General features: G+C 51.5%; 9 protein-coding genes. 6 read left to right on the top strand and 3 right to left on the bottom strand.

The window, feature by feature from the left end; all coding sequences use genetic code 11:
- Nucleotide 1: 1 nt before the first annotated feature.
- A complete protein-coding gene (locus NSQ73_RS17125) occupies nucleotides 2-3,472 on the bottom strand; it encodes an S-layer homology domain-containing protein (protein ID WP_340987402.1) in 3,471 nt (1,156 codons plus the stop codon).
- Between the two features lie 145 nt (nucleotides 3,473-3,617).
- Between NSQ73_RS17125 and NSQ73_RS17130 the strand changes: the two genes are divergently transcribed.
- The 4 genes from NSQ73_RS17130 (at nucleotide 3,618) to NSQ73_RS17145 (ending at nucleotide 9,258) form a co-directional block, all read left to right on the top strand.
- On the top strand, nucleotides 3,618-5,723 hold the full coding sequence (locus tag NSQ73_RS17130; protein ID WP_340987403.1) for a bacterio-opsin activator: 2,106 nt from the start codon (nucleotides 3,618-3,620) through the stop codon (nucleotides 5,721-5,723).
- Nucleotides 5,724-5,741: 18 nt separating this feature from the next.
- Nucleotides 5,742-7,406 carry a helix-turn-helix domain-containing protein gene (locus NSQ73_RS17135; protein ID WP_340987404.1) on the top strand — a complete coding sequence of 555 codons (1,665 nt, stop codon included), beginning with the start codon at nucleotides 5,742-5,744 and terminating at the stop codon, nucleotides 7,404-7,406.
- A 120-nt stretch (nucleotides 7,407-7,526) separates the two neighbouring features.
- On the top strand, nucleotides 7,527-8,489 hold the full coding sequence (locus NSQ73_RS17140; RefSeq protein ID WP_340987405.1) for an ABC transporter substrate-binding protein: 963 nt from the start codon (nucleotides 7,527-7,529) through the stop codon (nucleotides 8,487-8,489).
- Between the two features lie 13 nt (nucleotides 8,490-8,502).
- The gene (locus NSQ73_RS17145) at nucleotides 8,503-9,258 is read left to right on the top strand and encodes a (2Fe-2S)-binding protein (protein ID WP_340987406.1); all 756 of its coding nucleotides are present in this window, start codon (nucleotides 8,503-8,505) and stop codon (nucleotides 9,256-9,258) included.
- A 198-nt stretch (nucleotides 9,259-9,456) separates the two neighbouring features.
- On the opposite strand, the gene NSQ73_RS17150 is transcribed toward NSQ73_RS17145, so the two are convergent.
- Nucleotides 9,457-11,370 (bottom strand): serine hydrolase domain-containing protein, encoded by a 1,914-nt coding sequence (locus tag NSQ73_RS17150; RefSeq protein WP_340987407.1) that lies wholly within the window; start codon nucleotides 11,368-11,370, stop codon nucleotides 9,457-9,459.
- Between the two features lie 156 nt (nucleotides 11,371-11,526).
- On the opposite strand from NSQ73_RS17150, the gene NSQ73_RS17155 reads away from it, so the two are divergent.
- Nucleotides 11,527-12,054: a MepB family protein gene (locus NSQ73_RS17155; RefSeq protein WP_340987408.1), complete on the top strand. Its 528-nt coding sequence runs from the start codon at nucleotides 11,527-11,529 to the stop codon at nucleotides 12,052-12,054.
- Nucleotides 12,055-12,434: 380 nt separating this feature from the next.
- Here NSQ73_RS17155 and NSQ73_RS17160 read toward each other — a convergent pair whose 3' ends face one another.
- A complete protein-coding gene (locus NSQ73_RS17160; protein WP_340987409.1) occupies nucleotides 12,435-13,544 on the bottom strand; it encodes a metallophosphoesterase in 1,110 nt (369 codons plus the stop codon).
- Between the two features lie 174 nt (nucleotides 13,545-13,718).
- Here NSQ73_RS17160 and NSQ73_RS17165 point away from each other — a divergent pair, with 174 nt between their 5' ends.
- Nucleotides 13,719-14,972 carry an MFS transporter gene (locus tag NSQ73_RS17165; protein ID WP_340987410.1) on the top strand — a complete coding sequence of 418 codons (1,254 nt, stop codon included), beginning with the start codon at nucleotides 13,719-13,721 and terminating at the stop codon, nucleotides 14,970-14,972.
- The last annotated feature ends 48 nt before the right edge of the window (nucleotides 14,973-15,020 follow it).

A 15,020-nucleotide genomic window follows, 5' to 3' on the forward strand; every position in this document is an offset into this window, starting at 1 on the left:
CTCAGCTATTAATCCATTGCAGATATTGCAGCAGCCTACTAATCATTACTGCGCTCTCTGCACGGGTTGCCGGCTCCTTGGGCTTGAAGTCTCCTGAGGGAATTCCCTGGATAATCCCGGCTTGCGACAGTATAGCCACAGACTCAGATGCCCATGCTGAAATGCTGTTCCGGTCGGTGAACACTTCTATTCCGGATAACTGCGGAAGCTTCCCTGAGAAGTTCAGAGCCCGGGCCATAACTACAGCCAGTTGCTCCCGGGTAATGAAATCTTCCGGTCTGAATACATTCTTCCCGAAGCCGTCCATAATTCCTGCGGCCTGGATCATGCCGATAGATTCAGCATACCAGGCTTCTGCCGGGATATCCGCAAACGGGCTTGCCGATGTATTGTCATGAAGTCCAAGCGAGCGCACAAGCAATGCTGCAGCCTCACCGCGGGTAACTTGCTGCTCAGGTGCAAAGGATGCGCCGCTTGCCCCATTAACAATCAGCTTATTGGCAAGCAGCTCAATGTCAGCCTGCGCCCAATGTCCAGCCAAATCCGCAAAGAAATGTCCGGACGTAACGACCGCATATGCACGGTTAAGCGGCGTGTAGACTATAGCCCGGCCCGATCGGCCGTCAGCGGCAAACACTGCTGGTACAAAATGAAGCTCCTGGTCGTTATCCACCCATACCACAGTTGTTGTCCCCGGATCGGCTGGCGAGGCAAGAGGAAGTATATGCCTGGTGTACAGAGGGCTATAGCTCTCTGCCTGGACACCATCTATATCAAGCGAGAAGTCTGCGGGGCTACCGAGCAGCTTATAACACTTCTTCATAGAAGCTGCATTGAAGCTGTAGCTGGTTGCTGGTGAGACTGTGCCCATTCCGACTGTAATGATCCTGCTGTCAGGCCGTTCAAGTAACGGGTCAAGAAGCAGTTCGAAGCCGGTTCCATTCACTTCAATGGTTAACGAAGCACCCGGCCGTTGTTGGGACATCTCCCTCAGAACTGAAAGGGATAAATCAACAAATGCGATATCCCTGCTGTTCTCGAGCTTGATTACGGCTTCCTTGTTAGAAGCAAACGCCTGGACTATAAAAGCATCATCAGGCTTGACCCGGATCGCCGACCGGCCATCATCCAAGGTTTCAAGCGTTGCTTGCGCCAGAAGCTCCTGATCATTGGCAGTAAGCCGGATCAGGACAATGCCAGGATTAGGCGTACTCTGAACGACATTTGCTTCCTGCACAAACGAGGACCCCGGAGTTGCCGTTGGTGCTGGGGTTGCTGTCGGCATTGCCGTAGGCGTCGCTGTCGACATTGCCATAGGCGTCGCTATCGGCGTTGCCGTTGGCACCGGTGTCGGCGTCGCCAGCAAGGTTAGATGAGTGCGGCCTGCATCTCCCGTTTGCCCGGCATACACATTCACGGGCAGTTCCATGGAAGCATAACCCTGTGCTGACAAGTAGAGCGTATATAAACCTGCAGGAATCTCTTCCAGCCTGTAAATACCCTCGCTGTCGGTGACGGCACTGAAGCTGTTTATAGATGCAGTAGCTCCCGCCAATGGTAAATTCCCCGCGCCATAGACTGAACCGGTAACCGTCCCTGTCTCGACAAGGGCGGGAAGCACTGTGATGTCTGTCTGTGCTGTCAAGGCGCCTTGTACAGAAGTAATGCTAATCGTGGCTTCGCCAGCAGCAACAGGCTCCACCTGTCCGTTCTGGTCAACGGTGACAACCTCTGTGTTGCTGGAGCTCCAGATGATAGCCGGATTCGTTGCGTCTTCTGGCATAACGGTTGCCTGCAGCTTGACAGAGGGCCCGCCGACGCTCAGAGTTAACCGGGAGGCACTCAGGTTAACGCCGCTGACCGGAATGAACTTACGGATATGACCGTCTTCAAGCTTGAACTGGTGCCATGCCTGAATCAGCCGATGCTCATTCACCTCGTACAGATCCAGATATTGTCCGGCATGTACAGCCGGTATATCCGTATCCGGTTTATAATCGGCCGCGTCCCCCGGCAGCGCACTGTCAAGCAGCGGGGGTAACATCCCGGTACTCCCCAGAACATAAGCAAAGCTGCCGCCGGAGTGGGTCGGTTCAGCCGTTATTGCTGTGGAGTCTACCGTCTGGCCCGGGTGAATCGCAAGCCTGCCGATTTCAGGAGCATACTGGCTGACAACAAGCTGAAGATCACGTGAAGCGGTGGCGAATCCCGCATCCGTTACTTGCAGACGAATATTGAAGGTGCCGGCCTCTTCCGGAGTGCCCCGCAGCTCCCCGCTGGTGCTGACACTGAGCCCTTGCGGAAGTCCTGATGCAGTCCAATTCAGTCCGGCATAGGCGCCATCGAAGCCTGACAGGTCTACGGAATAAGACTGACCCTTGGGTACTCCGGGAAGCTTCTCCGTCAATACGGCAGGTCGCAGGTAGGGATAACCGTTGTTTACATTGGCATGAATGTTCCAGGTATTATTGAAATCCCATCCTATATAGCTACTCTGCTTCTTCATCTCACTGGTTGTTAGTGCCTTTATATCTGTTGTGCTGTTTGTGAATAAATCCGTTCCACTAGTAATGATTCCACTGGCAGGAATTCCTGTTGTTGTCGTGTCAAAAACGGAATGCTCAATAGTAGTCTCATAACCGTAAGCTCCAATGCCGCCTCTCCAGGTATAGATTGCAGCATTTGAAGTGGAGATCCGTCCTGCAGCATAGGTGTTTTTTATTGTATTATGATGCTGATAGCTTGTAATCCCGCTCGTGAAAACAAAGAAATCGGGAGACTCATTGCTTATCTCGCCAGTCGAATAAGAATCTTCTACAGATCCGTAACCCTGAGCACCCACAAGACCGCCGGCATACATGTTAGGGGAATACGAGACTGTGACAGAGGCACTGGAGGAAGAACGGATTAGGCTGGAATTAACCAGAGAGCCTGCTATTCCTCCGGTTGAGGTTACTTCACCATGGATTCCGCTTCGAACGTTCCCTTGCGTATAGACCCGCTCTATGCTCCCCCCGCTTTGAAGCCCCACCAGACCACCTGCTATGGAGCCGCCGTTTATATTGACATTCAGACTGATATTTCGGATCACACCGATAGATTGGCCAAAGAAGCCGACATTAGTCCAGCTGGTGCCGGTTACTTCCACACCTGTAATTGTATGACCCTGCCCATCAAAAATCCCGCTGAAGGCAGAATAAGCATTCCCGCCAAACGGCATCCAATTCACCCCTAATAAGTCAATATTCTTCATCAGGCGAATATGCGCGCTCAAATAATCCTCCTGATTCTGATTAAGGTACACAAGCTGCTCTCTGGTGGACACCTCAACCCACCCGTCTGCAACAGGCGGGATGACATTGGCTTCATTGGAATCCGGAGCTGCATAGACCGTTAAGGTATACAGTCCAAGTTGTCCCACGAGCATCACAATAACCAGCAAGGCTGCCGGTATAGTCAGGCGTTTTTTCATTACAGTCTCCCCTTTGGTTACAAAAATAATGGTTCATTCCTCTGCGAAATCTGCCGAAGCTGCGGATTAAAAAATAGTATAATATATGAAATGAATCGAAGGGTCCCGTTTTTGTTTCAAATTTGAATAGAAAGTAGTGTGCAGCATGAACCTCTCATCGGCTAACAGCAAAACCTCAGCCCAGCGAATCGTCGGCTTCGGCCGGGAAAGGAACGCCTTTTCTCATTGGCTTGCTGCCCCCGATGCCGGTTCGCAGATCTTCTCGGTAACCGGTATTGGCGGTATCGGAAAGACCACCCTGCTCACAGAAATGAACGCCGAAGCCTGCCGTTCCTCCACACTTACAATATGGATGGACGGACAGATCTGTCTGCAGACTCCAGGTGCTTTTCTGTCCTATCTGGAGATGAGTCTGGAGATGGAGTACGGCCTGACTCGGGCAGCAGACGAGACAATGCTGACTTATGCAGTAAGGGAATTAACCCGCCAGCGGACCGTACTGATTATAGATAACTGTGAGCATATAGATTATCTTGAAAGTTGGCTGCTGGCCAGTCTGTTACCCAGGCTTGCCGAAGCTGAATGTCTGCTCATTCTGGCCTCCCGGCGCGGTCTGCCGACTAAATGGCATTGTCATCCCTTCTGGTCCAGGAGAATTCATTCCTACCCTCTGGAGCTGTTCTCCCGTGAAGAGATTTATGAATATCTCCAGGACAGCGGATTCTCCCCGGCCCTTCAGCTTGATATCGTACATAAGACAGAAGGCCACCCCCTGCTGCTCGCGCTGACGCTTGATATGCTGCTCCGTCAGGAACCGGAGAGACAGGAACGCGAATACCAGCTTCCTGGGATACTTAGCGCCGAAATGCTTAAGGAAGCCGCTTCCCCCTTTATGTACGAGGCTCTGCAGCTTTTATCTCTCCTTCCTGCGGCAGATCAGACGATCCTGAACCAATTGCTGGCCAGCCCTCTGTCCGCCTCTGACTATGCGGAGCTGAGCAGATTGTCTTGTGTGCGTACCGGCTTGAACGGATTATGCCTGCATCAGCTCGTATCGCGGATGTTACGTGAAGACTTCCAACGGCGGGACCCGGGACAATATCACCGGATGCGGTCCAGAATGCTTGAGCTGCTCACTGAGAAGTTCCCTGCGTCCAATACACTGCAGCAAATGCAGATTGCCGCCCATATGCTGGAGTTATACCGCGAACAGCTGCCTGTTGCCGGCACATATACTGATTTCACAGCAGTAAGGAGCCTGGAACGTCAGCGGGGTTATGAGCCGGGGGATCTTCCTTATCTGCACCGTTTTCTTGAGGCATCGCTGGCACAATCGGATTGGCAGTCGGAGCTGATTGCAGCCGGGGAACATCAGCCGTTGCTGGATGATATTGCAGCGCATGATCCGGACAGCATTGTTGTCCTTTGTGACAGCAGCGGGATTCCGCTGGGATTCTCAGCCGGCTTGCGGCTGCATGCACTTACACTGTCCTTACTCGACCGTTACGCGCCATCCCACAGGGACCTGCTGGGAGAATTGGCCGGGCCTCTGCACACCCTGCCAGCGGAAGCTGCTGATACATTGTTCATTCTGCTGGCAGCGGTAGATACAGAGCAGCCCTATTACCGGCCGGAAGAGCTGGGTGCAATGCTGCTCCAGTCATGGCTCGTGTATACCTCCGGCGGCTTGCGCACCATTGTAGCAACAGCCGATAACCAGCTGAACCTGCTATTGCCGCTTCTGGGCTTTCAGGAACGGATACAGTCAAGACTTGAACCGGATGTTCCCGCGATGCTGACCGTGTGGGATCTGGATTTCCGCAAGGTAACATTTGAGGTGTGGGTACAGCGGGTGTTTCAGCTGGCTGTGCAAGTCCCGGAAGCAGACCTTCCGCTAGAACCGCAGATCCTGGACTGGAAGGATGTTAAGCAAATCGTTCAACATTTGTATATTGATACACTGCTCGAGGAAATACCCTTTGTGCAGCGGCTTGGGCTTGCCGGTGGGTCTGTACGTCTTAATGTGCAGCATATCTTGACGGATACGCAGCCGCCTTATCCGCTCACAGAGCTGGAGCAAAGCATATTGAGAGAGAGTTATCTGCAAAAGAACTACCGCAAATCACAGCTTGCCGAAGCTTTTCATATGAGCCGCACTACATTCTACCGTCACTCCAGGCTGGCATTAATCCATCTGGGGCATGTGCTCACAAGGATGCTGAGGGATAATGATCTGCACGGTAACACATAGCGGAAGGTGGTACGAAGAATGAATGACAAGGACAGAATGCCTCCTGCGGGAAGCTTCGGACAGTTTGATCAGATGTGGTTCAGGCTTCGGAGCATCGTTCAGCACAGCGGAGGTAATGAAAAAGGGGCACTCCGGCTGCAATTCCTTGAATCGCATATGCTCCTGATTCCAATATCTTCACGGGGATGGATAACGGTAGATGGCAAATATAATGAACTTAGAGCCGGATATGTGTTCGTCTGCCTGCCGGGGCAGCTAATCGAAGCACAGCTGGACAGCTCAGGTGAGCAGGGAGTATACATTCTGCGCTTTGATATATTTGGGCAGCGCGATCTGCCTGGACCTCATGGACCCCATGAACCTCATGAACCGGCAGGCTCTCCGGTGCCTCATTTCCTCTTCCCATTAGAAGGCGAAGCAGTGATTGCATCAACGATTACTTGCAGCAAACACTGTGAAGCCATCACCGCTTGCATGCAGAGTGATAACGGCCTGGAGCGGCTGCGGGCCCAGAGCAGATTCTATGAATTGCTCTACAAATTACTCAACGATGCAGACCAGTTGCAGCCGGGCGATACCGATGCTGTTATGGAGCGGGTCAAGACTTATATTGAGCAGCATTACCGCGAGGAGCTGTCCATCCGCCAGCTGGCTGGCGAGGCAGGCACCAGCACAAGACATTTCATCCGGCTGTTCAAGCAGAGATACGGTCTCAGCGCGATTGAATACTTGACCGAATACCGTATCAGACAAGCAAGAAGCCTCATGCTGCCGCACATGAATTATGAATTGAAGGATATCGCCGCCTACGTCGGTTACAAGGACGTCCCTTATTTCCGGCGCAAATTCAAGCACATTACCGGTGTAGCTCCGGCAACCTTCATGCGAAATGCCAAGCTGAAGATCGTTGCTTACCACGGCAGCCTGATAGGGACACTGCTAACGCTGAATATTATTGCCTGCGCAGCTCCGGCTGAGCATCCATGGACTGAATATTACCGCCGTAAATATGAGCCCGGTGCAGTGCTTCCTCTTGCCCAGGATGATGGTAGTAGAATACAGCAGCTCGCCTCCCTCCGTCCTGATTACATTCTGGGGCATGAGCAGTCGTTAAGTCCGGCTATACAGCAGCAGCTTGGAAAGATTGCCTCCACTTATCTTGTGCCCCGTCTTCCGATGGACTGGCGGACACAATTAAGCTTCATTGGAGAATGTCTGGGCAAGTCAAAGGAAGCGGCGGCATGGCTAAACCGGTATGAGCGCAAAGCCGAATCTGTACGCGCAGACTTCGCTCTTGAACCCGCCGGGACCAGACTACTGATTGCGAGAATATCTGCACAGACAATCACCGTGTTGTCTAACCGGAGCCTCGGTGAAGTACTCTACGATGATCTGAAGTTTATTCCAGCGAACGTTGTGAACCGCAGGCTTGAAGGGCAGACCTTGACACTGGAAGAGCTGGAGTCTGCGGATACGGACAAGCTCCTGCTCATCGTCGATGAGGATGCGAACTCGCAGGCTGTCTGGTCCAAGCTCCGGAATAAGGAGCGGTGGAAGTCTCCTGACCTTGCCGGATATCCGCGTGTTGAACACCTCCCTCCCTTCCCTTGGTCGGAGTATACCTCATTCACACAGGAGTTGATTCTTGAACTGGCTCCGTCTCTTTGGCGTAATCGGACATAAAATATTGGCGTGATCATCAATAGTCGAATCTTCAAGATTGTTTTATACTCCTAACAGTGATATTGATTCTCACTCTCAGGTGAGGATGAAGGTATCGATACTCAGGAGGTTACAAAATATATGAGACAAATGAGACAAACTATGGCGTTCAGTATGGCTATTGTACTGATATTGATCATGGCGGCCTGCTCAAATAAGGATGGACAGGCCAAGGCTGACGCTACAGCGGAAGCGGACTTTCGTGTAGTGAACAGTGAACAAGGTGAGATTAAGATCCCTGCCCATCCGGCCAGAGTCATTGGCCTCTCCGTAGTCTATCCCGAGTTCCTGCAGGCCTTAGGCGTTACCCCCGCAGCTGTGCAGAACTATCAGGAGGATTTCCCTACCTATCTGCAAGAGCCGTTCAAGGATACTCTTAAAATGGGCATTGCCGAAACCCCGAATTTTGAAATGATACTGGCCTCCGATCCTGATCTGATCCTGGCTCCGGTATGGTGGTCAGGCAAGGACTATGACCAGTTATCCGAAATCGCGCCAACGGTGCTGCTGCCTGAGCGCGATGACTGGCGTGATGAATTGAAGGATATCGCCGAGGTCCTGGGCAAGAAGGATATTGCCGAGAAGGTCATACAAGAGCTTGCGGATCAGGAAGCTGAAGCCAAGCAGAAGCTTGATGACCTGGTTGGCAACGAAACCGTAATGTACATGATGGTTATGCCTAACAGTCTTATACTCTACGGGGATCAGATCGACCGCGGAAAGTTTATTCATACCACGCTTGGGCTGGAGATGATTCCCGACTTCCCTGCCAAGGACCCGTCATTATCCATATCCCTGGAGAAATTGCCCGAATATAACCCTGACCACCTTATTCTTCAGCTGAACAATGAGGACAGTGCTGAGGTTAAGCAGACCTATGAGAATATGGTGGATAGTCCTTTGTGGAAGAATATGAATGCAGTTAAGAACAATCAGGTGTACATGATGGCGGGCAAGGATTGGTTCAACCTGGGAATGTCGCCGCTGGCGAACCGTTATGCGATTGATGCGGTTCTAGAGGCCTTTGAAGACAAGTCAAAATAAAGGGGAAATAAGGATGTGCCATACCGGCGAAACACCATGGGCAGAACGTTATTTCATCCATCCGGAAGCTGCAGAGAACGCAGTGGTTACTTTATCGCTTACCGAATTAAGCCTGCCCGCCAGTGCGGAGCAGCTGCTGAGCACGTATGCCGCCATGCTCGGAACAGAGGACAAGCGCTTGGCGGCTGCCATCTTGTGCACCTGGATCGCCGGCATTTGCGGAGCCAAATATGCACTGCTCACGGCGGCACACCCGATGGCTTATGCTTTGCGCCTTGGCAACCTGTCTGTGCAGCTCATCCGCACGGAGGGATACCCCAAATTCGCCTTTTATCTTCATGAGAACCTGGACAATATCCGGGAGCGGGCTGGATGTGGACAAGAAGCATTGGAGGAGCTTGGATTGTTCTACAAGAATGATGTCAGACCGATTATTCATGCTCTTGCCGAAGCTGCGCAGACCAGGGCTGTAATGCTCTGGAAGCATGTTTATAATCAGCTGTATACCTTTGTAGAAGAGGATGTGCAGGAGGAAGCAGATGACAGCCGCCGCAGCTTTACTATGGAACAATTCCAAGCGGTGACATGGGAACTGGAGCCGGAAGTATTCGGCCTTCGCAGCAACCCGTTCCGTATCCGGACCAGATTCCGGACGGACCCCAGCCCTCCCCATCACATGATATCTGTTAAGGCAACCTGCTGTCTGGCCTACCTGCTCAGAGCGGATCATGGATATTGCAGCAGTTGTCCTATACTGCCGGTGGAATAGACAGACAGCAACAAGCTGAGCATAAAGTCGCATTACACCGCACTCTCTTCGGAACGCAAAAAATACATCGCCGGTGAGCATGCGCCACTTGGCAATGTATTCCTCTTTTCCAACTATTGTAATTCGGCATAGAAAAACCATCATTAAGGCTGGGCTATTTCAACATGTATTTCAATCGTCTGTAAACTGGATGTGCTCTTAACTGTAGAACTGCCAGAATACAAGCAACCCCACCAGAACAACCATCATGACTATAGGAAGAATAGCAGACCACTTGCCACGGGCAGTTGTAACAGAGCGGTTCTTCCTCCAGGATAGCAGCAGCGCGGCCAAGAACAACACCGCCAGTCCAGTCAGACCATAGTTAACCAAAATCTGCGGATACACTTCGGCATAGGCTCGTTCATTGTTGCTTAGCATCCTCAAGGCCAGAATCAGGTTGTTCACCACAATGCCGGTGCCTGTCAAGGTGAGGCCAGCTGCCAGCATACGGCTAACGCCACGAGATGCAGGGCGTGTTCCGCCTCTTCGCTTGTTCAATATTGCCTGTATCAGTAATACAAACGGGGCGATAACGAAATAGAGGATGGCCAGTGCCGCAAGCACAGCATTCATGAGCAGCACCGGCATTGACTTACCAGCAGGCAGCGGCAAATAATCTGTCGTATATACCGAGATGGCCTCCACCTTCCCCTCACTGACTGTTGCATGCAGCATTGGCCAGGCATCCAGCGCCGAGTCTCCGCTTACTTTCTCATAGAGATAGGGCTGAACCTGCTTATAGCTTCCGGTCATCCCGGCAAGTGATACCCGGAGTTGATCTTCCCCCTGCGGCTCAAGCTTCATCAGCGTAAGATAGGGGAATAGATTCATGAAGCCGTGTCCGGGGCGCCGCGCAGCCATGAACTCACCTTGAACCTCTGACGAATCCGGCAGATCACCGGCATCTGCCTGCTCACGCGTGCCCAGTATAGCTTTGGTCAGACCATGTACAATATTGGATTCGCTGGCCTGATTGGTCATAATTATAATCGCGAACCGGTCTTCAGGCACAATCTGCAGATTGGTGGCAAATGCAATCGTATTTCCGCCATGTCCAAGCGTACGCTTCATTCCGGGATATTCCCAGAACCCATGGGCAATACCCGGCATCCCTTCAGCTGATGTATAACTCTGAGTCAGCATCGTGCCCAGTGTCTCCGGCTTCTCAAACAGAGGGGATGCTTCTCCGGCTGCAGGCATGAACGCCATCGCAAACTTAGCCAGGTCCTCTGCAGTGCCGTTATTGCCTCCGTTAGGGTACATGGACATATAATTCCATGATCCTTGCGTAAAGGTCCCTTCTCCCTCGAAGAAATAACCTTTAGCTTTATGCTCCAGCAGCTCCGGACGGTCCTCTACAACAGAATAGGCAATCGAATCCTTCATCCCGAGGGGATCAAAAATATGCTGCTGAACGTATTCATGATATGGCTGGCCGCTGATTCTCTCCACAATATAGGCAGCCAGTGAGTTGCCGTAGTTAGAGTAGGCAACAACCTCACCCGGTCTGTAAATCTGGGCCGGCTGGGCCAGCTGCAGACCCTCTTCCAAAGAGCGTACTTCCTCAGGGGACTGATAAGCCATGTCGAACATATACTCCTCGAATCCGGCATTGTGGTTCATCAGATGAAGCATCGTTATGGGATCATCATATTTCAGCCTGGTCAGGAAATTGTCCGGCAAAAGCTTGCGGATATCTTCATTCAGATTGAGCTTTCCTTGCTCAACCAGCTGCATTACAGAGGTCCATACGGTAAGCTTGCTGATTGAGCCCCATTCCATTACCGTATCCTTCGAAACAGGGACCTGCTGCTCCAAGTCAGCGTATCCGTAACCCTTGGACAGTACCACCCGGCCATCCTTTACCATAACAACAGACGCACCTACGGATTGTTGTCCTATGTACTCTTTTACATAATCGTCGACAAAAGCTTCCAAACCGGTCAGCGGAATCCCTGATGGGGTTGCTCCCTCTGCTCCCCCGCTGCCTTTCCCGGCAGCAAATGCCGTGATACTGCCGGATAATAGCAATAGTATTGAGAACATAACGGTAAATCCTTTTCTTAACAATTAAACCTCTCCTTTAGTCGAGTAAATTCCTGCAGTTCCCCCATTCTAACAAATATCATCCTCCATAACATTACAAACAGCTTACATTTATGCGGGATGGACTGGTATTATCTTAATTGGAGACAGCATTATACCCACTCAGGAAGAAGGCATCTCATGAATAACTTTTATCATACGTTAGCTTATATAACTGATACATTTTATGCACCGGCCCGCTTCACTGTTGATTCAGTGCGGGAAGAACCGCAGAATGCCGAATACGGAGCAGGGCGGTTCCAGTTGAATACCCGGTCCGTTCGGTTTCGTGTTGCAAAAATCACCCCAACGAAGACAGGGCAGTTTGTCGTCTTCTGGGAAAAGGATGCGGAGCGCAAAAACCGGGCATTTGCCTATACGGACGCTCCCGATATATTGGTAATCCATACCTTCCATCCCTTCAGCGGGGAGTGTGGACAGTTCGTCTTTCCCAAAGACGTGCTGAGAATGCACGGGGTGCTGGCGGACAAGGATACACCAGGAAAAATGGCAATGCGCGTGTATCCGGACTGGGATACCGTGACTAATAAGCAGGCTTCTGCTGCGCAGAAATGGCAGCTGCCTTATTTTTCGAGAGTAGCTCCCATGAACGATCAGCATATGCAGGCCTTAACCCGGTTGTATGAACCAAAGGAATTACAGCTATGATTCTGTTCATTCACCGGAAGGATCTGCGGACGTATGATCTTCCGGATTTTGACGCCACCCTGCTCTGCGCAGGAAAACTCCCTGCATGTATTGATTCTGGAGCCTTTTTTGTTACGGAATGAACGTGATCTTGAGCATAGCGGCCTGAATTTCCTCCAGCATGTATCCAGCCTGCAGCAGGAATATGCGCATAAAGGTAAGCTTCTCCATATTCTTTACGGGGAGCCGGATGCTATCTTAAGGAGTCACGGGCGCTGGCTATAGAACTCTACAAGGAAATATTGAGCAGCAAAGGAGCTGCGTCTCAAGAGTGAGCTGCCGGAAACCATGGCAGACGCGGGTTCCGCCGGCTGCGCGCAGGCAGTCTATTTCTACAAGAATCAGAGTGACTTATTAAAATCCACACGAATGGACACTACCTCCGACCGCGATCCGATACGGATCGGCGGACCCCAGAATCCATATCCGGAAGATACTATGGAATGTAGCCGCCCTTTCTGCAGATATCCCCAGTCATTCTCAAACAATCTGTCAGTCAATATATTGGCAGGCGCAATCTGTCCGCGGTGGGTATGACCGGATACCATCAGATCAATCCCCAGCTCCTCTGCTGTATCGAAGCCGACCGGTTGATGCTCCAGCATAAATACCGGCTTCGAGCCATCTATGTTCTCCAGCAGAACAGACAGCTCCGCTCTATCCTTATCACTGTAATCCTTCCGCCCGATCAGCGTCAGCCAGTCTCCCACCTCAATGGCTTCATCATAGAGAACCTGAATCCCGCTTTCCTCCAGAAGACTGATGATCTCCTCCGTCCCGCCTTTGAAGCGGTCATGATTGCCCAGTGAAGCATACACGCCGAGCGGCGCTTCAATCTCCGCTAAAATCGCACCGATGCCCTTGTCCTTATACGGCACAATATCATCATCTACAATATCGCCCGGGAGCAGTACGATATCCGGGTGAAGTGCGTTAATTTGCTTAACCATCCGCTCCGCATGGCCTTTTCCTGATAAATAGCCAAAATGCATATCTGATGCCATCACAATATGAAGTTCACCTTGCGCCGGACCTGCCTTGTCGATCTGTATGTCATACGAACGGACAACCGGACTGTAAGCGTTGAAGCTCCCGAATCCAAGCAAACCGGCCAGCAGCAGCATAGTAAGAATTCCCGACCACTTCTGAACTGCATGACGCGGCAGCCTGCTCAGCTTCGTTAGCCAGACCGATAGATGAACAAGCGGCAGCAGCATAATCAATAAGCTGAACAATGCCAGCCAGTAGCTGCCGATAACACTTAAAATGGCCGATCCAGCGACCACTCTGGACAGGATCAGCGAGCTGGCCAGAAAAACAAGCGCAAGGATATAGAATAGCCGGAACCTGCCAGACACTACCGGCCTGATCCAGCCCCAGCCGCTCCAGCCGATGTAGAATACAATTAAGGCATATACAATGATAAATACGATTCCGATAAGGATATACATGTTAACCACCTTATGTAAATTTCATCCCGAGCACAAAATCTTTTCTAACCAGTCTACAGTAACTTCAGGCACTACTGCAACTAAGCTGTGTTTTGTTGTTGACATTGTCCTGTAATTATCATTTAATGGTTTGGACCTTTCCTTACTTTACAGACAACCCTGGAGGATTTCATCATGGCCAAACCTTTATTTCCGCGGCTGCAGGGAAACAGCCGGGGCTGCTTAACCTTTGAGCCTTTTTTCCTGATTCCCTACAGCATGTTCTCCACCTATGCCACGCTTTATATGTACGAGCTGGGACTGACGGAGCTGAACATCGGCTGGATTACCACCATCGGACTGATCGTACAGGTATTCTCTTCATTAATCAGCGGATATTTAACGGACCGTCTGGGACGCAAGCGGGCCATTTTATATTTTGACCTGCTTAGCTGGAGCCTGGCCACCCTGTTATGGGCCGCATCACAGAATCTGTGGTTTTTTGCGGCAGCTGCGGTCATTAACGGCTTCCAGCGTGTTCCGCATATTGCTTTTTATTGCCTGATTGTCGAAGACACCCGGCCCTCTGACCGGACGTATGTCTTCACGCTGCTGCAGATTATCGGTGTCATCGGAGGGTTGTTTGCACCGCTGGGCGGTCTGCTTGTACACCAGTATGGCATGATTCAGGGAATGCGGATTATGTATGTGCTCGCGTTTCTGTTCATGACCTTCCAGTTCGTCGGCCGTCAGCTAACGACCCGCGAAACCGAAGCCGGAATAAGGAAACGTCAGGAAACACGTGAACTTGGACTGCGGGAAATTATGGTCGAATATGGCGGAGCCTTCCGTGAGCTGTGGGTGGAACGCAATCTGCTGCTGATCTTCGGCGTATACATCCTGTTCAACTTTCAGGCCACGCTGAAGAGCACCTATCTGTCACTGTACCTGGCTGATTATCTGCATATGGATAGCGGTATCCTCTCCCTGTTTCCCGCAGTCTCCTCTATAATCATGCTGCTGACCCTATGGCTTCTTATGCCCAAAATCCCGGACCAGAGCGCCAACCGCTCCATGATGGCCGGCTTCGGACTATCTGCGCTGTCCAATGCTATGCTGGTGTTATATCCTTCGTCCAGCCTCTTGTGGATCGGACTCAGCACCATACTGGCAGCCGTGGGACTGATGATCAGTTCCCCTTATCTGGAGGCTGCCGTACAGAACGCCATCGATGACGATAAACGGGCCAAAGTCTTTTCCACACTGTCCGTGCTGATCCTGCTGTTCACTGCACCTGCGGGCATCATCGGCGGCTGGGCGTACAAGCTCGATCCGCGAATCCCTCTATGGCTGGTTACAGCTGCGTTCGTCCTCTCATACGCACTGCTGCATCTGTACCGCAGACGGACTGCACAGAATCACAATTCTCCGCAGCAGCTTTCACAATAAATCAGGGCAGGGATGTCCCTCAGACCATTTATGGCCTGGAGGACATCC

The sequence above is a fragment of the Paenibacillus sp. FSL R10-2736 genome, from assembly GCF_038000245.1.
GTDB lineage: Bacteria > Bacillota > Bacilli > Paenibacillales > Paenibacillaceae > Paenibacillus_AQ > Paenibacillus_AQ phytohabitans.

Bases quoted from the DNA above. Each gene is read 5' to 3' on its own strand.
- NSQ73_RS17140 (WP_340987405.1), top strand. From the start codon at position 7,527: ATGAGACAAATGAGACAAACTATGGCGTTCAGTATGGCTATTGTACTG.
- NSQ73_RS17160 (WP_340987409.1), bottom strand. From the start codon at position 13,544: ATGTATATCCTTATCGGAATCGTATTTATCATTGTATATGCCTTAATT.
- NSQ73_RS17130 (WP_340987403.1), top strand. From the start codon at position 3,618: ATGAACCTCTCATCGGCTAACAGCAAAACCTCAGCCCAGCGAATCGTC.
- NSQ73_RS17135 (WP_340987404.1), top strand. From the start codon at position 5,742: ATGAATGACAAGGACAGAATGCCTCCTGCGGGAAGCTTCGGACAGTTT.
- NSQ73_RS17165 (WP_340987410.1), top strand. From the start codon at position 13,719: ATGGCCAAACCTTTATTTCCGCGGCTGCAGGGAAACAGCCGGGGCTGC.
- NSQ73_RS17145 (WP_340987406.1), top strand. From the start codon at position 8,503: ATGTGCCATACCGGCGAAACACCATGGGCAGAACGTTATTTCATCCAT.
- NSQ73_RS17155 (WP_340987408.1), top strand. From the start codon at position 11,527: ATGAATAACTTTTATCATACGTTAGCTTATATAACTGATACATTTTAT.
- NSQ73_RS17125 (WP_340987402.1), bottom strand. From the start codon at position 3,472: ATGAAAAAACGCCTGACTATACCGGCAGCCTTGCTGGTTATTGTGATG.